Here is a 19941-nt window from a genome sequence, read left to right as displayed (position 1 = left end):
TCAGGGACGGCCCGGTCGGCCGGCCCCCGCCACAGGGCCGGAGGCCACGGCGTGCAGCGGCTTGATCCGGCCGCTGAGGAACAGCTGACGCATCGCGGTGCGCCGCAGCTTGCCGCTGGTGGTGCGCCGTACGGTGCCGGGCCGCACCAGCAGCACGTGCTGCACGGCGATGCCGAACTCCTCGGCCACGCAGCTCCGTACGGTGTCGGCGAGCGCGGGCAGTTCCTCGGCCCCGCCGCGCGTGCTGGTCCGCACCTCCTGGACCACGACGACCTGGTCCTGCTCCTCCCCCACCGCGAAGGCGGCCGCCGATCCGAACAGCACGCTGAGCCTCTGCACCTGCTGCTCGATGTCCTGGGGGTAGAGGTTGCGCCCGGCGACGACCAGCACCTCCTTGAGCCGGCCGGCGACGAACAGCTCGCCGTCGTCGAGGAAGCCCATGTCGCCGGTGCGCAGATAGCCGCCCTCTTCCGGGCCGGCCCCGGCCGGTGCGGCCCGGAAGAGCTCGGCGCTCTCCAGGGGGCGGTTCCAGTACCCGCCGGCCACGCTGCTCCCGCGCAGCCAGATCTCGCCGACCTCGCCCTCCGGCAGGGGGCACAGCGTCTCCGGGTGGACGATCAGCGCCTCCACCTCGTCGATGACCGGGCCGACGGGCACGAAGGTGCGGGACGGCCGGCCGGGCACGGTCGGCTCGATCCGGTTGTCGGCCAGGGCGGCGGCGTCCACGGTGCGCCGGGCCGGCCGTGGGCCGGTGCCGCCGACCGCCACAAGCAGGGTGGCCTCGGCCAGGCCGTATCCGGGGCGCAGGGCCTCCGGGCGCAGTCCGGCCGGGGCGAACCGCGTGGCGAAGGCGTCCAGGGTGTCGGCCCGGACGGACTCCGCGCCGCTGACGGCCGTCTCCCAGCGGGTGAGGTCGAGTTCGGCCGCCTGCTGATCGGTGACCCGCTCGACGCACAGCCGGTAGGCGAAGTCGGGCGCGCCGGAGACCGTGACGCCGTACCGGTCGATCATCTGCAGCCAGCGGAGCGGTCGCAGGGCGAAGGCCCGCGGCGGCATCAGCACGGTCGAGGCGCCGAGGAACAGCGGGTGCAGCAACTGGCCGATCAGGCCCATGTCGTGGTGGAACGGCAGCCAGCCGCCGAACCGGGAGTCCTCGCCGGTGCCGAGGGCGCGCTGGATGGCCCCCTGGTTGGCGAGCAGCTGGGCGTGGCTGACCACGACGCCCTTGGGCCGGCTGACCGAGCCGGACGTGTACTGCAGCAACGCCGGCTGGTCGGCCGGGACGGCGGGGCGCTCCCAGCTGTCCGGGTCGCCCAGATGCGGGCGGTCGGTCGCCAGGCACGGGATGTGCGACTGGCCGGCCGCCGCGAGCAGCTGGGAGACCGCCGGCGCGTGCTGGGTGTCGGTGAGCACGAGCGCGGCGGCGGCGTCCTTGAGGATGCCGACGAGCCGTTCGACCGACTGCCGGGTGCCGCTCGGGGCGGGTGCGGGGACGGGGACCGCCCCGGCGTACAGGCAGCCCAGGAAGGCGGGCAGGAAGCCGGCGTTGTCGCCGTGGCAGAGCACCACCGGCGACCCGGCCGGCCGGTGCTGCCGGAGCCGGGAGGCGATCCCCTTCGCCGTGCGGTCCAGCCGGCCGTAGGTGACCATGACGTCGTCGCCGTCCCCGGTGAGGCGGTACGCCTCGCGGTCCGCCAGCTCCGCGCCCCGGCGAAGCAGCAGGTCGGTGAAATCAGCAGCTCTGGCCACCACAACTCCTCTACGTCCGGTCTCCCTGCACCAGTCGAGCGTGTGTGCCATCGCTCAAGCCCGGCTCGAAGTCCGGGAGACCGCGTCCGCCTCCGTTCACCAGCCCTTCAGCCGGGACAGCATGCGCACCCGGCGCAGTTGCCGCGACAAGCCCAGTTCGGCCTCGCTGAGCGGGCGGTCGCCGACGACCTTCTCGGGGTGGGCCGCCCCGGGCGGACGGCGTACCGTTGCCCCGTCCTGGGGGCTCAGCAGCTGGGCCAGGACCGGAGCGGGCGGCATGAAGCCGTACATCACCCCGAGGATCGCGAGCTGCCGCAGGAAGCCGGCCAGGGAGCGCTCGGTGGCGGGCGACATGGTTCCTCCTCCTTGGTGCGTGGCTGGTGGGGTCCGGTGGATCCGCGCCAGCCTCGCACCAGGCGCTCAAGTCGAACTCAGGCCGCGCGCTGCCAGCTCAGGGGAGACCGGTACTCCGCCGGGCGGGGGCCCGGCAGGCGCGTGGGTTCGCACGGCGGGCCGGCGGCGGCGAGGCGGGCGGCCAGTACGGCGGTGAGCGCGGCGAGTTCCTCGGCGGTGGGTGTGCCGCGTTCGATGCGGAGGTCGAACATCGTCGGGAGTCTCCTCACATGGGCTGGTTGCCGTGCTTGCGGCTGGGCAGCTCCGCGTGCTTGGCACGGAGCATGGCGAGTCCGGCGGCCAGTACGGCACGGGTCTCGGCTGGGTCGATGACGTCGTCGACGAGACCGCGCTCGGCCCCGTAGTACGGGTGCATCAGCTCGCTGCGGTACTCCTTGATGCGCTGGGCCCGCATCGACTCGGGGTCCTCCGCCGCGGCGATCTCCCGCCGGAAGATCACGTTCGCCGCGCCCTCGGCTCCCATGACGGCGATCTCGTTGGTCGGCCAGGCGTACGCCAGGTCCGCGCCGATCGAGCGCGAGTCCATCACGATGTAGGCGCCGCCGTAGGCCTTCCGCAGGATCAGCGAGATGCGCGGGACGGTCGCGGCGCAGTAGGCGTACAGCAGTTTGGCGCCGTGCCGGATGATGCCGCCGTGCTCCTGGTCGACGCCCGGCAGGAAGCCCGGCACGTCGAGCAGCGTCACCAGCGGGATGTTGAACGCGTCGCAGGTCTGGACGAAGCGCGCGGCCTTGTCCGAGGCGTCGATGTCGAGCACGCCCGCCAGCGACTTCGGCTGGTTGGCGATCAGGCCGGTGACATGCCCGTCGATCCGGGCGAGGGCGCAGATGACGTTGGTCGCCCAGTGCTCGCCGACCTCCAGGTACTCTCCGTCGTCGACGATCTCCTCGATCACCTCCCGCATGTCGTACGGGCGGTTGCCGTCGGCGGGCACCAGGTCGAGCAGCGCGTCGTTGCGGCGCTCGACGGGGTCGCCGGCCGGTCCGGCCGGGGGCGCCTCCCGGTTGTTCTGCGGCAGCAGCGACAGCAGGTAGCGCACCTCGTCGATGCAGGACCGCTCGTCGTCGTGGACGAAGTGGGACACTCCCGAGACCGAGGAGTGGACGTCGGCGCCGCCGAGGCCGTTCTGGGTGATCTCCTCGCCGGTCACCGCCTTGACGACGTCCGGGCCGGTGATGAACATCTGCGAGGTCTCGCGGACCATGAAGACGAAGTCGGTCAGCGCCGGCGAGTACGCCGCGCCGCCCGCGCACGGGCCGAGCATGACGGAGATCTGCGGGATGACGCCGGACGCCTTGGTGTTGCGCTGGAAGATGCCGCCGTAGCCGGCGAGGGCGGTGACCCCCTCCTGGATGCGGGCGCCGGCGCCGTCGTTCAGCGAGACCAGCGGCGCACCGGCCGCGATGGCCATGTCCATGATCTTGTGGATCTTCTGCGCGTGCGCCTCGCCGAGCGCGCCGCCGAAGATCCGGAAGTCGTGCGCGTACACGAACACCGTCCGCCCGTGCACGGTGCCCCAGCCGACGATCACCCCGTCGGTGTAGGGCCGCTTCGTCTCCAGGCCGAAGCCCTGCGCGCGGTGCCGGCGCAGCGGCTCGACCTCGTGGAAGGAACCCTCGTCCAGGAGCAGTGCGATGCGCTCGCGCGCGGTCAGCTTGCCCTTGGCGTGTTGCGCCTCGGTGGCCTTGTCATCGGGGCCCCGCAGGATCCGCTCCCGGATCTCGTGCAGCTCGGCGACCCGTTCCCGTGCGGTCATGGCATCCTCCTCCGCGCGACGGCTGCGGTCACGCTGGGAGAGGCACCTCGGAACGGGCTGGAGATCCGGTCGACACGCGCGCGGCGGGCCCGGGGGCCTTGTCCGACCCTGATCCGCCGGACAGGTCCCAGGACGGCACACGTGTGGCGCGCAGCCTGGCATCCGCCCGGGCCCGGCCGGTAGTGCGGGGCTCCCGGCTCTCGCTATGACTTTTTCACGGTGCGCCCGTGAGAGCGGCACTGGTCAAGGATCGCTCGGATTTCGTTTACTCCTTGCCTGAACACGGCTCCAGCGTCCATCGACTCGCGGCCGGATCCGGCCGGATCAACGGAGGAAGAGCATGTCCATCGACAAGGACTGGCGTTTCGCAGAGCTGATCGTCCGCGCCTGGACCGACCCGGCCCTGCGCCGCCGCTACGAACAGAACCCGTACCAGGTCCTGGCCGAGGCGGGCATCCGGCCGCTGCCCGGGGAGAGCGCGCCCGCGCTGCCGCTGGCCGAGGAACTCGACGTGGTCGTGGACCGCTTCGAGCTGCTGCCCGCCGACGCCCCGGCGGCCGGTTCCTGCCTGAGCATCTGCGACGTCGAGAACGGCATCGCCGGCCGCGGCGCGGAGGCCCTGACGATATGACCGGCCGCAGGAGGAACGAGCGGGCGCCGTTGATCGGTTTCAAGCGCCACCTGCGGTTGGAGGTGATCTCGGGGGACGCCGTCTATCTGATGTCGGAGCACGGGGTCACCGCGGTCCGCGGCCCCCATCTCGCGGCCGTCGCGCCGCTGCTGGACGGCACGCGTGACCTCGCCACCCTGCTGGAGGCCGCGGCGCCCGTCGTTCCCCCTGCGCGGGTCGCGCAGATCGTGGGGCAACTGACCCGCTGCGGTCTGCTCGGCCACCGTCCGCCCCGGGACAGCGGCCCCGAGGATCCCGCGGCCCGCGCGTACTGGGACCTCGCCGGCACCGAGGCCCCGGACGGGACCGGGACGGTGCGGATCGTCGCCGTCGGCGACCTGGACGACTCCGGGCCGGCCGCCGCGTGCCGTCGCGCCGGGCTCACCGTCACCGGGTCCGGCGACGCTCCCGCCACCCGCGACACCGGGTCCGGCGACGCTCCCGCCACCCTCGACCTGGTCGTCTGTGCCGACTACCTCGACCCGCGGCTGGCCTCCGTGGACGCGGCCCGCCGCGCCGACGGGCGCCCGTGGCTGCTCGCCAAGCTGTGCGGCACCACGCTGTGGGTGGGCCCGGTGTTCCGGCCCGGCACGGCGTCCGGCGCCTGCTGGAACTGCCTGGCGCACCGGCTTCGCGCCCACCGCTGCGCCGAGGCGCCGGTCCGGGTGGCGCACGGCGGGGCCGCGGTGGACGTGCCGCACGCCGGGCTTCCGGCCACCCTCGCGCTCGGCGCCCAGCTCGCCGCCCTGGAGTGCGTCAAGTGGCTGGCGGGACACCGCGGCGAGGAGCAGGACCGCGTGGTCACCCTCGACACGCTGGACCTGACCAGCCGGTCGCACCCGCTCACCCGGCGCCCGCAGTGCCCCGAGTGCGGGGACCCCTCCCTGATGGCCCGCCAGGCGGCCCGGCCGGTCGTCCTGACCGGCGGCCACCGCACCGTACGCACCTCCGGAGGCCACCGCGCGCTGTCGCCGCAGGCGGTCCTCGACCGGTACGGCCACCTGGTCGACCCGGTGACCGGCGTCGTGAAGGAGATCCGCCGCGACCGGCGCGGTCCCGAGCTCCTCAACGTCTTCCGGGCGGGACACAACCTGGCCCTGGCGCCCCGCCACATGAACGAGCTGAACGCCTCGCTGCGCCAGGAGAGTTCGGGCAAGGGCAGGACGCCGCTGGACGCCCGGGTCGGCGCGCTGTGCGAGGCGCTGGAGCGGATCAGCGGCCGGTGGCAGGGCGACGAGTCCGTCGTACGGGGCTCGCTGCGCACGCTCGGACCGGACGCCGTGCACCCCGGCGACTGCCAGCTCTGGCACGAGCGCCAGATCGCCGAGCGCGCCCGGTGGAACGCCGGCGGCCATCCGTTCCACCAGGTGGCCGAGGTGTTCGACCCGGACGCCGAGCTGGACTGGTCGCCGGTCTGGTCGCTCACCCGGGAGCGGCACGTGCTCTTTCCGGCCGCGCTGCTCTACTACCACGTCCCCGACGCGGCCGGCCGGCGCATGGTCCGCGCGGACTCCAACGGCTGCGCGGCCGGCAGCTCGCTGGAGGACGCGGCCCTGCAGGGTCTCCTCGAACTCGTCGAACGCGACGCCGTCGCCCTGTGGTGGTACAACCGCACCCGCCAGCCGGGCGTCGACCTGACCGCCTTCGCCGACCACTGGACCACCGAGGTGCTCCGGACGCACCGGGAACTCCACCGCGAGGTCTGGGCCTTGGACCTCACCTCGGACCTCGGCGTGCCGGTGTTCGCCGCGCTGTCCCGGCGCACCGACCGGGGCGTCGGCGCCCCCGAGGACATCGTCTTCGGTTTCGGAGCCCACCCCGACCCGGCGATCGCCCTCTCCCGCGCGGTCACCGAACTGAACCAGATGCTCCCGCCGGTCCTCGGCTCCCACCCGGACGGCACCGGGTACGCCTGTGCCGACCCGGTCGCCCTGCGCTGGTGGCGCACCGCGGCCCGGGACGCGATGCCCTACCTCGCCCCCGATCCCGCCGTCCCCGCTCGCACCCCGCTCGACTACGCCTTGAGCGGCGCCGGAGGCGTGCTGGAGGAGTTCCAGAACCTGCGCCGAACCATCGAGGGCAAGGGCCTTGAGGTGTGCATACTGGATCAGACCCGCCCCGACCTGGGCCTGCCCGTGGTGCGGATCCTGGTTCCCGGTCTGCGGCACTTCTGGCCCCGGTTCGCCCCAGGGAGGCTCTTCGACGTCCCGGTGTCCCTCGGCAGACTGCCCGAGCCGACGCCGTACGAGGAACTGAACCCGATACCGCTGTTTGTCTGAGCGATGCCGAGCCGCGCAACGCCGAGCCCCGAGCAGGAGCGATCGTGCCACCCGTGCAACCCCCGGGCAGTTCAGCGCCCGCCCCCTCGATCGAACTGTGGTCACTGCGGGAGGAGACCCTGCTGGAGGAACTCCCGGAGGGTTCCGCCCTGGTACTGCACTCCCGGTGGGGCGACCTGCGCATCCCGCGCCCGGGAACGGTGCTCACCGAGACGCTGCGCCGCATGCTGCTCGGCCCCGTCCAGCTGGACAACGTGCCCGGCGTCGACGAACTCGCCGCCCGGCTGCGTCTGTTGCAGGCGCTGCGGCAGCTGACCGGGCTCGTCGTACGCTCCGTCGGCGCGCCGGACGGCGAGCGGCCCCTGCTGTCCGTGGTGCCGACGGTGACCGGCGCCCGGCTCGATCCGGTGCCGGTGCCGGCCGGGCGCATGATGCGGCTGTCGCGGTTCGCCGCGCTGCGTTCCAACGGCCACGACATGGTCCTCGAGTCGCCGCTGTCGCAGTTCCGCGCCGTCTTCGCACGGCCCGAGGCGGGCTGGCTGATCAGCATGCTCAGCCGGCCCGTCACCCTCGAACGCGCCGCCGCGCGGACGCCGTTGGCCGCCCCGGTGGTCGGAGCGCTCGTCTCCCACCTCGTCGCCACCGGCATGGTGGAGGTCGCGGAACAGCCCACGGAGCCCCGCGACGCCGTCTTCCCCGAGGACCACGACCCCGCGCTGCTCCCGTGGTCCGCCGACGACCTGCGCTTCCACTGGAGCAGCCGCCCCGGCGGCCGCGACGGCGACTTCGGCGCCACCTACCCGCTGCGGGGCCGCCGGGAAGAGCCGCCCCGGATCAAGCGGCCACCGGCCGGGCCCCGTACCAAGCTGCCCGGCCCGGGCCCCGGCGCCCCCGACTGGGACACCTCCCTGACCGAGGTCCTGGAGCGGCGACGTTCGGTTCGCGACCACGGCTCCGCCGACCTGACGCTCCACCAGCTCGGCGAGATCCTCCACCGCTCCCTGCGCGTCCGGGAGCCCGCCGGGCCCGGCGCGGCCGCCGCCCCGCACGAGCCGCAGCGCCGGCCGTACCCGAGCGGCGGCGCCCGCTACGAGCTGGAGTGCTATCTGACCGTGGGCCGGTGCGCCGGCCTCGAACCCGGCGTCTACTACTACGACCCCGTCGACCATGCGCTGATCCGGCTGCCCGACCGCGCGCGGCTGGCCGCCGCGCTCCTCGACGAGGCACAGGCCGGCGCGGGCATGAGCGCCCGGCCCGCGCTGCTGCTCACCCTGACGGCCCGGTTCGCCCGGGTCTCCTGGAAGTACAGCGGACTCGCGTACGCGCTGACGCTGAAGCACGTCGGCGTGGTGCAGCAGACGCTGTACCTGCTGGCGACCGGCATGGGTCTGGCACCGTGCGCGCTGGGCACCGGCACCACCCAGCTGTCGGCGGAGGCGTTCGGTCTCGACTGGCGGGAGGAGTCCGCGGTCGGCGAGTTCATCCTCGGCACTCTCCCGGAGGAACGCGAAGTGTCCTCCAGGGACTGACCAACCACCGTCGCACCACGCATAGTTGTCTGCAACGTCAAGGTACGGCATTACCATCGACCGTTGCCGGCAACCGGTGTGACCAGAGGGAGAGCCATGACAGACCGTTACATGGAGAGCCCAGTCAGGCAGGAACCCGGAGTCCGGGTCCTCGGCATCGAGGCTCCGGCGCCCCGCTTCGCACTGGTCGTGGTCTGGACGGTCATCGCGGCGTTCCTGACGATGCAGATCGTCGACATCCTCAACGAGACGCTCACCGCGGTCACCGTCGCCTGCAGCGTCACCGTGCTGCCCGCGATCCTCGGACTCCAACTGGTCCACACCCTCCCGCGGTTCCGCCGGCTGCGCACCAGATACGGACGGTGGACGCTGCTCGGGCAGGCGCTGCTCACGGTCGTGCCCGTGCTGTTACTCGGCGGGCCGTGGGGCGGGATGGGCGGTTTCACCGGCGCGTCCATGCTGATCCTGCTGCCCCGCCGGGTGGCGGTCCCGGCGTTCGGCACGCTGATCGTGGCCATCGGCGTGGGCACCGCCCACACCCATGGGGGCAGCGTCGTCGACGTCCTGTACATGATGATGTCGACGCTGGTCACCGGCATCATCGTGTACAGCCTCACGCTGCTGTCCGACCTCACGCTGGCCGTGCACGAGGCGCAGGACGACATCACCCGCGTCGCCGTCATCAAGGAGCGGCTGCGGTTCGCCCGGGACCTGCACGACCTGCTGGGCTTCACCCTGTCGGCGATCACGCTGAAGAGCGAGCTGGCCCACACCATGGTCAACCGCTCGCCCGAGCGGGCCAGGGCGGAGCTGGAGAGCATCGTCGAGCTGTCACGCCAGGCCCTGCGGGACGTCCGCGAGGTGGCCCGGAGCTACCGTTCGATGTCGCTCCTGACGGAGGTGTCCTCGGCCCGCTCGGTGCTGGCGGCGGCCGGCATAGACGCCCATCTGCGGGTGGACTGCGGCCGGTTGTCGGGGAGCGCCGACACCGTCCTCGCGACGGTGCTGCGCGAGGGCGTCACCAACGTGATACGGCACAGCAAGGCCTCCCGCTGCACCATCGAGGCGGTCGCCCAGGAAGGCGTGATCAGCCTGCGCCTGGCCAACGACGGCGTGCCGCCGCGGCTGCGCGAGCTCGGCCGCGGCTGCCCGGAGCAGCTCACCCGGGACAACGGCGGCCTGTCCAACCTCGCCCTGCGGCTCTCCGAGGTCGGCGGCACCTTCTCCGCCGGGGTGCGCGAGGACGGCTGGTTCCACCTGGAGGCCACGGCCGCGGCGGACGCCCACGAGGCACCGGCGCCGGACGCGGACGCCTCCGACGACGAGCGCCTGGTGGGGTGAGCACGCGGTTCCTGCCCCTGGGCCGTTCCTTTCGGATCGGGCCGGATCAGCGGCCGGGCGTCGGGAGCCCGGCGAGATCCGGAAGGAACGACCTATAGCCTGTCCGGCCATGGTGCGCCGGACAGGCCCTACAGCCAGCCGGCCTCGCGCGCTATCCGTACCGCGTCCAGCCGGTTGCGGGCGTTCAGCTTGACCGAGGTCGAGGTGAGGTAGTTCCGCACGGTGCCCACCGACAGGTAGAGCCGGCCCGCGATCTCCGCGACCTCGGCGCCGTCCGCCGCCAGCCGCAGCACCTCCGTCTCCCGCTCGGTCAGCGGACTGTCCCCGCTGTCCCACGCGGCCACCATGAGATCCGGGTCGACGACCCGTTCTCCCTGCGCGACTCTGCGTATCGCCTGGGCGAGTTGACGCGGCGGCGCGTCCTTGAGGATGAACCCGCGCGCCCCTGCGGCCAGCGCCCGCCGGAACGTTCCCGGCCGGCCGAGGCTGGTGAGGATCAGCGTCCTGCACTCCGGCAGCACGTCGCGCAGCTGGGCCGCCGCGGTGAGTCCGTCCATGCCCGCCAGGTCGATGTCGAGGACAGCGACGTCCGGCCGCTGCTCCAGCGCCGTGGGGACGATCTCGTCGCCGTTCGCCAGCTCCGCGATGACGTCGATGTCCTCTTCCAACTCGAGGAGCGCCACCAGGGCGCCTCGCACCATGTGCATGTCCTCGGCAAGCAACACCCGGATGACCAACGTAAGTTCCCCCAAGCCACGCTCGATCGCGAGGCCAGATGTTACCCCGGCCCCCGGTCCCGCCCACGCTCCGGACGGCTCCCTCGACAAGAGTCCGCCCCTGGGGCCGCGGTTCCCGACCTCCCCCCTGAAGGAAGGACTCTGATCGCTCCCCTGTCTCCGTGCGCGTGGTGTTCGTGAATCGTAAGACCCGTTTCGCCGTTTCCCGGCCGCCTGGTTCCTACAGTGGCCGGACGTGCCGATGCGGAAGAGGTGGGCAGGGTGACGGTGAGTCGGGGTGGGCCGCGCGCCGAGGTGGGTGTCATCGGCGGTTCGGGGCTCTACGCGCTGTGGGACGACGCGGTCGAGGTACGGGTGGAGACGCCGTACGGGGAGCCGAGCGACCGGCTGTTCGTGGGTGAGGTGGCCGGCCGCCCGGTGGCGTTCCTGCCGCGCCACGGTCGCGGGCACCGACTGCCGCCGCACCGGATCGACTACCGGGCGAATCTGTGGGCACTGCACTCGCTGGGGGTGCGCCAGGTGCTCGCCCCCTGTGCGGTGGGCGGGCTGCTTCCCGAGTTCGGTCCGGGCACCCTGCTCGTCCCCGACCAGTTCGTCGACCGGACCTCCGGGCGGGTGCAGACCTTCTTCGACGGCCTGCCGCTGCCGGACGGCACGGTGCCCGAGGTGGTGCACGTGTCGATGGCGGATCCGTACTGCCCGCTGGGGCGGACGGCCGCCCTGGCCGCCGCCCGGGCGGCGGCGTGGGAGCCGGTGGACGGCGGGACCCTGGTGGTGGTCGAGGGTCCGCGTTTCTCCACCCGAGCCGAGTCGCGCTGGTTCGCCGCGAGCGGCTGGTCGGTGGTCGGTATGACGGGTCACCCGGAGGCCGTCCTCGCCCGCGAACTCGGGCTCTGCTACACCCCGTTGGCCCTGGTGACCGACCTCGACGCGGGAGCGGACACCGGCGAGGGCGTCACCCACGCCGAGGTGCTGAAGGTCTTCGCCCGCAACGTCGAGCGGCTGCGCACCGTGGTGCTGAAGGCGATCGGACTGCTGCCCGTCGTCCGTGACTGCCCGTGCCGGCACGCGCTGGACGGTCTTGTGACCGGTCTGCCCGGAGTGCCGGGCGACTGACCCGGCGGGCCTGCGAGCGGAGATGACGAAAGTCTGACGGAACGGCGTCGGCCCTGGTCGTGAGCGGGGAATGCTGGTCGTATCGGAGTCATGGACAGCACAGTGGAACACCCCCGCGGCACCCCCGTGGGCCGTCGGGTCGTGCTCGGTCTGCTCGGGCTCGGCGCCGCCGGCGTCGCGGCCGGGCCGTACCTCCAGCAGGCCCAGAGCACCATCGCCGCCAAGGATCCGACCGGGCTGACCGGGCTGCTGCCCGGTGGCGACGGCTTCAGGTACTACTCCGTGGTCTCCTCGGTGCCGGCCCGCACCGAGCAGAGCTACGCCTTGACGGTGGACGGCCTGGTCGAGCGCCCGGCCGGCCACCGCCTGGCCGACCTGAGGGCGATGCCCCAGCGCCGGATCGTGCGGGACCTGCAGTGCGTGACCGGCTGGCGGGTACCGGACACGCCGTTCGAGGGCGTTCCGCTCAGGCACCTGCTGGACGTTGCGGGTGTGCGGCCCGAGGCCCGGGCGGTGCGGTTCACCTGCTTCGACGGCACGTACACCGAGAGCCTGACGCTCGAACAGGCGCGTCGTGACGACGTGCTGGTGGCGCTGCGGATGCGGGACGCCCCCATCTCCCACACCCACGGCGGGCCGGTGCGGCTGTACGTGGCGCCGATGTACTTCTACAAGTCCGCCAAGTGGCTGTCGGGGATCACGGTCACCTCGGCGGTGCGGCCGGGTTACTGGGAGCGGTACGGCTACGAGGTCGACGCCTGGGTCGGCCGGTCGAACGGGCGGGACGATGCGCCGACCGCCTGAACCCGACCGCCTGCTCCGCTTCGCCCGGCCGGTGCGCTGGGCGCACCGCACCACCGCGGCCCTGATGCTCACCTGCCTGGCGACCGCCGCCTGCCTGTACGTGACGCCGCTGGCCGAACTGGTCGGGCGCCGGCGGCTGGTCGTGACCGTGCACGTGTGGTGCGGCCTGGCGCTTCCGGTGCCCCTGCTGATCGGACTGGCCTTCCGTGCGCTGCGCGCGGACGCGGCCCGGCTCAGCCGGTTCACTCCTGTCGACCGGGCGTGGCTGCGGGCGGTGCGGTCCCGCGCCCCGTACCGCCCGGCGGGGAAGTTCAACGCCGGGCAGAAGCTCTACGCGCAGTGGACGCTCGGATCGATGCTGGTGATCCTCGGCACGGGACTGCTGATGTGGCTCACGCATCTCGCGCCGCCGCCGCTGCGGACCGGTGCGACGTTCGTCCACGACTGGCTCGCGGTGGCCATCGCCGCGGTGACGGCCGGACACGTCCGGATGGCGGCGCGGGACCCGGAGGCCCGGCTCGGGATGCGCACCGGCCTTGTGGACCGCGGTTGGGCCGAACGGGAGCACCCGCAGTGGAGGCACGAGGCTCCGGATCCGGCGTCAGTCCTTACGGAACGGTGACGGGCGGACGTCCCGCGGCGTGACGCGGGCCCGGGTCCTCTAGCGTGGCGGTATGCGGGTATTGGTCACCGGCGGGGCCGGTTTCATCGGTACGCAGATCGTCGACGCGCTGCTCGCGCGCGGCCACGACGTCGTCTCCTGCGACGCCCTGCTGCCGACGGCGCATTCCGGTCCGCCTCGCGCGCCCCGCTCCGGAGAGGAGCTGGTGATCGCGGACGTGCGGGACGGCGCGGCCGTCGCGGAGGCCCTTCGGGGCGTGGACGCGGTGTGCCACCAGGCGGCGATGGTGGGCCTGGGCAAGGACTTCGCGGACGCGCCCGCGTATGTCGGCTGCAACGACCTGGGGACGGCGGTGCTGCTGGCCGCGATGGCCGGGGCCGGGGTACGGGAGCTGGTCCTGGCCGGATCGATGGTGGTCTACGGCGAGGGCCGCTACGAGTGCGGCCGGCACGGTGTGGTGCGGCCGGCCCCGCGGCGGGAGGCCGATCTGGCGGCGGGCGTTTTCGAGCCCGGCTGCCCGCTGTGCGGGGCCGCGCTGACACCGGGGCTGGTGACCGAGGACGCGCCGGCCGACCCGCGCAACGTGTACGCGGCGACGAAGCTCGCGCAGGAACACCTCGGCGCGGCGTGGGCCCGGGCGACGGGCGGCCGGGCGGTGTCGCTGCGCTACCACAACGTCTACGGCCCCGGCATGCCGCGGGACACTCCGTACGCCGGGGTGGCTTCGCTGTTCCGGTCCGCGCTGGCCCGCGGCGAGGCCCCGCGGGTCTTCGAGGACGGCGGTCAGCTGCGGGACTTCGTCCATGTCCGGGACGTGGCCCAGGCGGCGGCGACGGCGCTGGAGGCCGCGAACTCCCTGGGCGCGGGCTCGTTCACCGCGTACAACACCGGCAGCGGTGATCCCCGTACGGTCGGCGACATGGCCTGGGCCCTCGCCCGTGCGTACGGCGGGCCGCTGCCGGTCACCACGGGTGAGTACCGGCTGGGGGACGTGCGGCACGTGACGGCGGACTCGGCCCGGCTGCGCCGGGACCTCGGCTGGAAGCCGCAGGTCGGCTTCGACGCCGGGATGCGGGAGTTCGCACACGCCGAGCTGCGTTAAGGCGGGTCGCCATGCGCCGAGCCGCACCGGGGCCTGTCACCACACGCCGAGCCGCGCCAGGGGGCATCGCCACGTGCCGAGCCGCGCTAGGGCGGTGTCACGACGCACCGGCCCTGGGCCGCTTCAGCTCGCCGCAGCCGGCAGGGTGACCTCGAAGCGGCAGCCGCCCGGGACGTTGCGGACCTCGGCGCGGCCCGCGTGGGCCTCGACGATGCCGCGGACGATGGCGAGGCCGAGGCCGGCACCGGCCGGCGGGGTGCGGGCGGCCGTGCCGCGCCAGCCGGTGTCGAAGACGCGGGGCAGGTCCTCGTCGGCGATGCCGCCGCAGCCGTCGGTGACGGACAGGACGACGGCTTCCGCGCGCCGTTCGGCCGCCACCGCGACCGTGCCGTCGGCAGGTGTGTGACGGATGGCGTTGACGAGCAGGTTCGCGAGGACCCGGGTCATCTCCTTGCCGTCCACCTCGACGGGGACCGACGCGACCTCCTCCCCCACCAGCCGCACCCCGTGCTCGCGGGCGAGCGGGTCGGCGCCGCTCAGGGCGTCGCCGACGAGGTCGTACACGGACATCCGGCTCGGGCTGATGGTGAGTGCGCCGGCGTGGATGCGGGAGAGTTCGAAGAGGTCGGTGACCATGGTCGTCAGGCGCTCGACCTCGGTGCGGATCTGCCGGTGGTAGCGGGCCGGGTCGGCGGCCATGCCGTCCTCCAGGGCCTCCGCCATGGCCCGCAGCCCGGCCAGCGGGGTGCGCAGGTCGTGGGAGATCCAGGCGACGAGCTCCCGGCGGGAGGCCTCCAGGGAGCGCTCGCGGCGCCGGGAGGCGTCGAGTTTCGCGCTGGTGGCGGCCAGTTCCCGGGTGAGCGCGGCGAGTTCGGCGGTGGCCGCGCCGTCCGGGGCCGCGAAGCTGCCTTCGTCGCCGAAGTCGCGGGCGGCGCGGGCGAGGGCCCGGCTGCGGGCCACCACCCAGCGGCCCAGGACCAGGGCGGTGCCGAGCGAGACGAGGGCCGCCATGGCCACGACGACGGTCACCACCCACAGGTCGTGTGCGGACAGGAACATCGCCTGCGCGACGGCGAGCGTCCCGGCGAGCATCGCGGTCACCGTGACGGCCGCGACCACCGTGAGGGAGACGGCGACCGAGCGGCGCCGTACGAGGCGGAGCACCAGTGCTCCGGCGAGGCCCGCGCAGACGGCTCCCGCCAGTGCGAAACCGGCGATCAGCAGGACGTCCTTCATGCCGCTCCCCCGTCCGTTTCCGTTCCGTCCTGCTCGGGCTCGGGCTCGGGCTCGGGCTCGAACCGGTAGCCGACGCCCCAGACCGTCCGGATGAGCCGGGGGTGCGCCGGATCGTCCTCGATCTTGGCGCGCAGCCGCCGTACGTGGACCGTGACCGTGGACAGGTCGCCGAAGTCCCAGCCCCACACGCGCCGCATCAGCTCCTCTCTGGTGTGGGCGGCGCCGGGGTGTTCCAGGAAGTAGGCGAGCAGGTCGAACTCCCTCAGGGTGAGGGAGAGTTCGTCGCCGGCGCGGGTGGCTCTGCGGGTGGCCGGGTCGACGGTGAGACCGGCGGCGCTCAGGACCGGCCGCGGGGCCGCCTGCCCGGCGGACGCGCGACTGCGGCGCAGGACGGACTCGACGCGCAGCACCAGCTCGCGCGGGCTGAACGGCTTGGTGACGTAGTCGTCCGCGCCGACCTCCAGGCCGGTGATCCGGTCCTCCTCGTCGCCGCGCGCCGTCAGCATGATCACCGGAACGGGCCCGGTGTCGCGCAGCCTGCGGCACACCTCCAGGCCGTCCAGGCCCGGCAGCATGAGGTCGAGGACGACGAGGTCCGGCCGCCGCTCCCGGGCCCGCAGCAGGGCGTCAAAGCCGTCGGCCGCGTGCTCCACGGCGAACCCGGACCGGTCGAGGTATCCGGTCACCACCTCGGCCACGGTCGGGTCGTCGTCGACCACCAGGATCCGGGCCGCGGGCCGGGGGGCGCTGTACTCGCTCATGCCGCACAGCGTCGCATCCGCCCCGCCGCGGGTCACCGCCACCCGGGGGTACGGGGGCCGACGTCCGCGTTTCGTAAGGACTTCGGCGCCCTCGATCCGCGGCGGGCTTCCTACGGTGGGAGCCGTGACCCTCATGACCGTAGACGTCGTCCTTCCCTGTCTCGACGAGGCCGAGGCCCTGCCCTGGGTGCTCTCCCGCATCCCGGCCGGCTGGCGGGCGATCGTCGTCGACAACGGCTCCACCGACGGCTCCGCCGGCATCGCGGCCCGTCTCGGCGCCACCGTCGTGGCCGAGCCGCGGCGTGGCTTCGGCGCCGCCTGCCACGCCGGGCTGCTCGCCTCCGACGCCGAGTTCGTCTGCTTCTGCGACTGCGACGCCTCCCTCGACCCCGGTCTCCTGCCCGGACTCGTCGGCGCGGTGGCCGACGGCTCCGCCGACCTGCTGCTCGGCCGCCGCCGCCCCGCCGCGCGCGGCGCCTGGCCGGTCCACGCCCGGGCGGGCAACCTGGCGCTGTCCCGGCTGCTGCGCCGCCGTACCGGGCTGCGGCTGCGCGATCTCGGCCCGCTGCGGGCCGCCCGTCGCGAGGCGCTCCTCGGACTCGGGCTGACCGACCGGCGCAGCGGCTACCCGCTCCAGATGGTGGTCCGGGCGGCCGACGCCGGGTGGCGGGTGCGCGAGGTCGACGTGCCGTATCTGCCCCGGGCCGGACGGTCGAAGGTCACCGGCACCTGGCGGGGCACCTGGCAGGCGGTCCACGACATGCGCAGGGTGCTCGACGAGCCCGCGCCGGCGGCCGGGGTCCGCCCGTGACCACCCTCCTCGTCATCGCGAAGCAGCCCCGGCCGGGCCGGGTGAAGACGCGGCTCACTCCGCCGTTCACCCCTGAGGAGGCCGCCGCGCTCGCCGAGGCGGCCCTCGCCGACACGCTCACCGCCGCCGCCGGTGTGCCGGCGGACCGGCACGTCCTCGTGCTCGACGGGGAGCCCGGCCCCTGGCTGCCGCCGGGATTCCACGTCGTTCCGCAGGCGGCGGGCGGGCTCGACGCACGGCTGGCGGCCGCGTTCGCGGCCTGCGACGGGCCGGCGCTGCTCATCGGCATGGACACCCCGCAGGTCACCCCCGCACTGCTGGCCCCGGCCCTGCGCTGGGACGGACACGACGCCTGGTTCGGTCCGGCCGCCGACGGCGGCTTCTGGGCCCTCAGCCTGGCCGCGCCCGATCCCGCGCTCCTGCTCGGTGTGCCCATGTCCCGGCCGGACACCGGCGCCGTCCAGTACGCGCGGCTGCGGGCGGCCGGGCTGCGCGTCGGCCGGCTGCCGGTCCTGCGGGACGTGGACACCGCGCGGGACGCCCGGCAGGTGGCGTACGGCGCACCGGCGACCCGCTTCGCCGCCCGGTACTCCGAGTTGACCACCACGGCGGCGGGAGCACGACGTTGACCACCACGATCCCGGGAGCGGGCCGTCGACCACGACGACAGCGGGAGCGGGCCGTCGACCAGCCCGATCGCGGGAGCGGGCCGTCGACCACGACGACGGCATGGCGGGCGGATCCGTACACCGACGCCCTGCGCACCGGCCGGGGCCCCCTCTTCCTGCGCCGGCACGACGGCTGGCTGCTGCCGCTGGAGGTCGAGCGCTGGTGCGAGGCACCGGACCGCGCCGATCGCACCGTACTCGACCGCTGCCGAGGCACGGTCCTCGACATCGGCTGCGGGCCGGGACGGCTCGTCGCCGCACTCGCGGCCGAAGGCCGTCGGGCGCTCGGCATCGACGTCAGCCCGGCGGCGGTCGCCCGCACCGCGGGGCTCGGGGCCGCGGCCCTGTGCCGGTCGGTCTTCGACCCGCTGCCCGCCGAGGGACGCTGGGACACGGCGCTGCTGGTCGACGGCAACATTGGAATCGGCGGCGACCCGGCCGCCCTGCTGCGCAGACTGCGCCAGGTCGTGTCGCGATCCGGGCGCGTGATCGCGGAATGCGCCCCCGTCGACGTCGACGAGTGCTGCGAGGTACGCGTCGACGACGGCCGGGGCGGACGCGGGACGCCGTTCCCGTGGGCGCGGGTGGGCACCCGCGCCCTGGCCGGGCACGCGCGGAGCGCGGGCTGGGCGGTCCGCGAACAGTGGGGCGTGGAGGGGCGCCCGTTCCTGGCGCTCGCGCCTCAGTCGTCCTCGGCGGGACTCCGCTGAGGACGAGCCCGCCATCGCCGTACGAGGTACAGCAGCCCCGCCGCCACGGCCACGCCCGCGAGCACGATCGCGAGGTTCCGCCCGTACGGCAGGGGCAGCGCGGACGGGTTGGGCGGGGCGCCCGGGCGTACGAGCAGCGGGAGCGTCACGAGAACCACCGTCCCCGCCACGAGCAGCACCCCGCGCGACAGGCCGCGCTGACGTCGTCCCACGAGCAGCAGCCCGATGCCGAACACCAGCGGGGCGAGGATCCCGTCGTGCAGCACGACCGCGCCGGCCAGCCACACCAGCACCCCGAGCGGATCAGGCTCGGCCGCCACCAGCCGGGCCCCGAGGCCCATCAGGACGAGACCGAGCCCGCCGACCGCGTACCGCAGCACCCGCGTCGTCCTCACAGCACCTCCAGCCGGTGCACCCACTTGGTCTGCAGCACCCCGGGCCGGCCGGGGGCGATGATCCGGGCCGGGAAGCCGTGGTCGAGCGTGAGCGGCCGGCCGTTGAGGCTGAGGGCGAGCAGGGTGAGCGGATCGTCCGCGTACTCCGCGCCCATCTCCATCACCCGGTAGGCACCGCTCACCTCCAGCGACGTCACCCGCAGCGCGGCCCGGCCCGGCCGCCCGCCGGCCCGTTCGACCAGGTCCCGGATCCGTACCCCGCCCCAGTCGGCGTCGACGCTCCAGCCTTCGACGCACGCGATCGGCAGGCGTGCGCGGGTGTGGGGCAGCGCGTGCAGGGCGTCGAGCGTGAGCACGTACGGGCGGGGTCCGTCGACCTGGAGACGCCACCCCGCCAGGCCGCGCGCCGTCACGCCGGCGGCGGTGGCGGTCCGGTTGACGGGCAGCCCCTGCGGTCCGTGGTCGGGGTGCCGGGGCGCGAGCAGGTCGAGCGCCTTGAGGGGGGTGAAGGACTGGCCGACCGTCGTCAGCGTGATCACGCCGACGGCTCCGCCCGTGGCGAGGAGCAGCGAGCGGCGGTCGACGGCGTCCTCGGCCGGCAGGGCGCGTGTCCCCGCCGAGTTCCTGCCCCAATGGCCCCTGATGTCCGGCGCCTTGACCGCGATGTGCAGCAGGATCGCGCCGGTGACCAGCCAGGCGACGGCGAAGTGGACGGGGACGAAGGAGAAGGGCCACGGGTACCACTCGACGATGTTGAGGAGCCCGGTGAACACCTCGAAGACGGCAGCCGCCACCAGGACCGCGACGGACAGCCGCTCCAGCGCGTGCCGCACGGACCGGACCGGCGGCCACTCGAACAGCCGGGGATACACCGCCCACAGCTTCACGAGCAGCAGCACGACGGCCGCGAGTCCGCTGGCGACGTGCAGGCCCTGGGTGAGCGCGTAGCCCCACACCGGCCGGGCGGGCAGCCGGTCGGCGAGCCAGTCCGGCGGGTGCTGGAGGTAGTGGCTCACGAGGCCGGTCGCGAAGCAGACCGCGAAGGCCGCACCGAGCCACCGGCCGACGGCCGTCGCCGTCCTGGCGTCGTGCAGGCGGCCGGTGAAGGCGGGCAGGCGGACGGCCGAGGGCCGGAACGCGGAGCGCGGCGGACGGGGCGGCCCTGACCGGCGCGGCGGGCGCGGGAGGCGGGGCGGCCTGGGCGTGCGGGGACTCATACCGTCCATGACACCGCCGCGAGC

At 74.1% G+C, this 19941-nt stretch carries 20 protein-coding genes; 11 read left to right on the top strand and 9 right to left on the bottom strand.

Annotated elements, in window-relative coordinates; all coding sequences use genetic code 11:
* The 4 genes from ACWEJX_RS13640 to ACWEJX_RS13625 form a co-directional block, all read right to left on the bottom strand.
* Positions 1–1749: a fatty acyl-AMP ligase gene (locus tag ACWEJX_RS13640; protein WP_451607628.1), complete on the bottom strand. Its 1749-nt coding sequence runs from the start codon at positions 1747–1749 to the stop codon at positions 1–3.
* Between the two features lie 96 nt (positions 1750–1845).
* Positions 1846–2103: a DUF6059 family protein gene (locus ACWEJX_RS13635; protein WP_451607627.1), complete on the bottom strand. Its 258-nt coding sequence runs from the start codon at positions 2101–2103 to the stop codon at positions 1846–1848.
* Between the two features lie 77 nt (positions 2104–2180).
* On the bottom strand, positions 2181–2354 hold the full coding sequence (locus ACWEJX_RS13630) for an acyl-CoA carboxylase epsilon subunit (protein WP_451607626.1): 174 nt from the start codon (positions 2352–2354) through the stop codon (positions 2181–2183).
* Between the two features lie 14 nt (positions 2355–2368).
* Positions 2369–3919, bottom strand: coding sequence for an acyl-CoA carboxylase subunit beta (locus tag ACWEJX_RS13625; RefSeq protein WP_451607625.1), 1551 nt, complete (start codon positions 3917–3919; stop codon positions 2369–2371).
* A gap of 340 nt (positions 3920–4259) precedes the next feature.
* Between ACWEJX_RS13625 and ACWEJX_RS13620 the strand changes: the two genes are divergently transcribed.
* The 4 genes from ACWEJX_RS13620 to ACWEJX_RS13605 all read left to right on the top strand — a co-directional run bounded on the left by ACWEJX_RS13620 (position 4260) and on the right by ACWEJX_RS13605 (position 9738).
* On the top strand, positions 4260–4550 hold the full coding sequence (locus ACWEJX_RS13620; RefSeq protein WP_451607624.1) for a hypothetical protein: 291 nt from the start codon (positions 4260–4262) through the stop codon (positions 4548–4550).
* Positions 4547–6868 carry a TOMM precursor leader peptide-binding protein gene (locus ACWEJX_RS13615; RefSeq protein ID WP_451607623.1) on the top strand — a complete coding sequence of 774 codons (2322 nt, stop codon included), beginning with the start codon at positions 4547–4549 and terminating at the stop codon, positions 6866–6868. The genes ACWEJX_RS13620 and ACWEJX_RS13615 overlap by 4 nt, the downstream gene beginning before the upstream one ends.
* 44 nt (positions 6869–6912) lie before the next feature.
* Positions 6913–8397, top strand: a complete 1485-nt coding sequence (locus ACWEJX_RS13610; RefSeq protein WP_451607622.1) for a SagB/ThcOx family dehydrogenase — start codon at positions 6913–6915, stop codon at positions 8395–8397.
* Positions 8398–8493: 96 nt separating this feature from the next.
* Positions 8494–9738, top strand: coding sequence for a sensor histidine kinase (locus ACWEJX_RS13605; protein WP_451607621.1), 1245 nt, complete (start codon positions 8494–8496; stop codon positions 9736–9738).
* 128 nt (positions 9739–9866) lie between these two features.
* Here ACWEJX_RS13605 and ACWEJX_RS13600 read toward each other — a convergent pair whose 3' ends face one another.
* Complete coding sequence (locus ACWEJX_RS13600; protein ID WP_451607620.1) at positions 9867–10475, bottom strand: response regulator; 609 nt, start codon at positions 10473–10475, stop codon at positions 9867–9869.
* 261 nt (positions 10476–10736) lie between these two features.
* Between ACWEJX_RS13600 and ACWEJX_RS13595 the strand changes: the two genes are divergently transcribed.
* The 4 genes from ACWEJX_RS13595 (at position 10737) to ACWEJX_RS13580 (ending at position 14119) form a co-directional block, all read left to right on the top strand.
* Positions 10737–11591 (top strand): S-methyl-5'-thioadenosine phosphorylase, encoded by an 855-nt coding sequence (locus tag ACWEJX_RS13595; RefSeq protein WP_451607619.1) that lies wholly within the window; start codon positions 10737–10739, stop codon positions 11589–11591.
* A 90-nt stretch (positions 11592–11681) separates the two neighbouring features.
* The gene (locus ACWEJX_RS13590; protein ID WP_451607618.1) at positions 11682–12395 is read left to right on the top strand and encodes a molybdopterin-dependent oxidoreductase; all 714 of its coding nucleotides are present in this window, start codon (positions 11682–11684) and stop codon (positions 12393–12395) included.
* Positions 12379–13017, top strand: coding sequence for a cytochrome b/b6 domain-containing protein (locus ACWEJX_RS13585; protein ID WP_451607617.1), 639 nt, complete (start codon positions 12379–12381; stop codon positions 13015–13017). Before ACWEJX_RS13590 ends, ACWEJX_RS13585 begins: the two co-directional genes overlap by 17 nt.
* A gap of 52 nt (positions 13018–13069) precedes the next feature.
* On the top strand, positions 13070–14119 hold the full coding sequence (locus tag ACWEJX_RS13580) for an NAD-dependent epimerase/dehydratase family protein (protein ID WP_451607616.1): 1050 nt from the start codon (positions 13070–13072) through the stop codon (positions 14117–14119).
* A 123-nt stretch (positions 14120–14242) separates the two neighbouring features.
* Here the strand turns inward: ACWEJX_RS13580 and ACWEJX_RS13575 are convergent, their stop codons facing one another.
* Together ACWEJX_RS13575 and ACWEJX_RS13570 are read right to left on the bottom strand one after the other, a co-directional pair.
* Positions 14243–15355, bottom strand: a complete 1113-nt coding sequence (locus tag ACWEJX_RS13575) for a sensor histidine kinase (protein WP_451607615.1) — start codon at positions 15353–15355, stop codon at positions 14243–14245.
* Complete coding sequence (locus ACWEJX_RS13570) at positions 15352–16116, bottom strand: response regulator transcription factor (protein WP_451607614.1); 765 nt, start codon at positions 16114–16116, stop codon at positions 15352–15354. The genes ACWEJX_RS13575 and ACWEJX_RS13570 overlap by 4 nt, the downstream gene beginning before the upstream one ends.
* A gap of 133 nt (positions 16117–16249) precedes the next feature.
* On the opposite strand from ACWEJX_RS13570, the gene ACWEJX_RS13565 reads away from it, so the two are divergent.
* Genes ACWEJX_RS13565 through ACWEJX_RS13555 form a run of 3 tightly spaced genes read left to right on the top strand, consistent with a single transcriptional unit; the run spans position 16250 to position 18305 of the window.
* The gene (locus ACWEJX_RS13565; RefSeq protein ID WP_451607676.1) at positions 16250–16927 is read left to right on the top strand and encodes a glycosyltransferase family 2 protein; all 678 of its coding nucleotides are present in this window, start codon (positions 16250–16252) and stop codon (positions 16925–16927) included.
* Positions 16924–17556: a TIGR04282 family arsenosugar biosynthesis glycosyltransferase gene (locus ACWEJX_RS13560; protein ID WP_451607613.1), complete on the top strand. Its 633-nt coding sequence runs from the start codon at positions 16924–16926 to the stop codon at positions 17554–17556. The genes ACWEJX_RS13565 and ACWEJX_RS13560 overlap by 4 nt, the downstream gene beginning before the upstream one ends.
* On the top strand, positions 17553–18305 hold the full coding sequence (locus ACWEJX_RS13555; protein ID WP_451607612.1) for a class I SAM-dependent methyltransferase: 753 nt from the start codon (positions 17553–17555) through the stop codon (positions 18303–18305). Before ACWEJX_RS13560 ends, ACWEJX_RS13555 begins: the two co-directional genes overlap by 4 nt.
* Here the strand turns inward: ACWEJX_RS13555 and ACWEJX_RS13550 are convergent.
* Positions 18278–18700: a hypothetical protein gene (locus ACWEJX_RS13550; protein WP_451607611.1), complete on the bottom strand. Its 423-nt coding sequence runs from the start codon at positions 18698–18700 to the stop codon at positions 18278–18280. The two genes, ACWEJX_RS13555 and ACWEJX_RS13550, sit on opposite strands and share 28 nt — an antisense overlap.
* Entirely contained in the window at positions 18697–19917 is a 1221-nt protein-coding gene (locus ACWEJX_RS13545) for a molybdopterin-dependent oxidoreductase (RefSeq protein WP_451607610.1), read from the bottom strand. The genes ACWEJX_RS13550 and ACWEJX_RS13545 overlap by 4 nt, the downstream gene beginning before the upstream one ends.
* Between the last annotated feature and the right edge of the window lie 24 nt (positions 19918–19941).

The sequence above is a fragment of the Streptomyces sp. NPDC004788 genome, from assembly GCF_053601115.1.
Note: the sequence above shows the minus strand (reverse complement) of the source record. Positions and strands in the feature narration are given on the sequence as shown.

Excerpts from the sequence above, each read along its gene's own strand:
- ACWEJX_RS13635 (WP_451607627.1), bottom strand. The coding sequence starts at position 2,103 with ATGTCGCCCGCCACCGAGCGCTCCCTGGCCGGCTTCCTGCGGCAGCTC.
- ACWEJX_RS13630 (WP_451607626.1), bottom strand. The coding sequence starts at position 2,354 with ATGTTCGACCTCCGCATCGAACGCGGCACACCCACCGCCGAGGAACTC.
- ACWEJX_RS13625 (WP_451607625.1), bottom strand. The coding sequence starts at position 3,919 with ATGACCGCACGGGAACGGGTCGCCGAGCTGCACGAGATCCGGGAGCGG.
- ACWEJX_RS13620 (WP_451607624.1), top strand. The coding sequence starts at position 4,260 with ATGTCCATCGACAAGGACTGGCGTTTCGCAGAGCTGATCGTCCGCGCC.
- ACWEJX_RS13615 (WP_451607623.1), top strand. The coding sequence starts at position 4,547 with ATGACCGGCCGCAGGAGGAACGAGCGGGCGCCGTTGATCGGTTTCAAG.
- ACWEJX_RS13605 (WP_451607621.1), top strand. The coding sequence starts at position 8,494 with ATGACAGACCGTTACATGGAGAGCCCAGTCAGGCAGGAACCCGGAGTC.
- ACWEJX_RS13590 (WP_451607618.1), top strand. The coding sequence starts at position 11,682 with ATGGACAGCACAGTGGAACACCCCCGCGGCACCCCCGTGGGCCGTCGG.
- ACWEJX_RS13585 (WP_451607617.1), top strand. The coding sequence starts at position 12,379 with ATGCGCCGACCGCCTGAACCCGACCGCCTGCTCCGCTTCGCCCGGCCG.
- ACWEJX_RS13580 (WP_451607616.1), top strand. The coding sequence starts at position 13,070 with ATGCGGGTATTGGTCACCGGCGGGGCCGGTTTCATCGGTACGCAGATC.
- ACWEJX_RS13575 (WP_451607615.1), bottom strand. The coding sequence starts at position 15,355 with ATGAAGGACGTCCTGCTGATCGCCGGTTTCGCACTGGCGGGAGCCGTC.
- ACWEJX_RS13570 (WP_451607614.1), bottom strand. The coding sequence starts at position 16,116 with ATGAGCGAGTACAGCGCCCCCCGGCCCGCGGCCCGGATCCTGGTGGTC.
- ACWEJX_RS13565 (WP_451607676.1), top strand. The coding sequence starts at position 16,250 with ATGACCGTAGACGTCGTCCTTCCCTGTCTCGACGAGGCCGAGGCCCTG.
- ACWEJX_RS13545 (WP_451607610.1), bottom strand. The coding sequence starts at position 19,917 with ATGAGTCCCCGCACGCCCAGGCCGCCCCGCCTCCCGCGCCCGCCGCGC.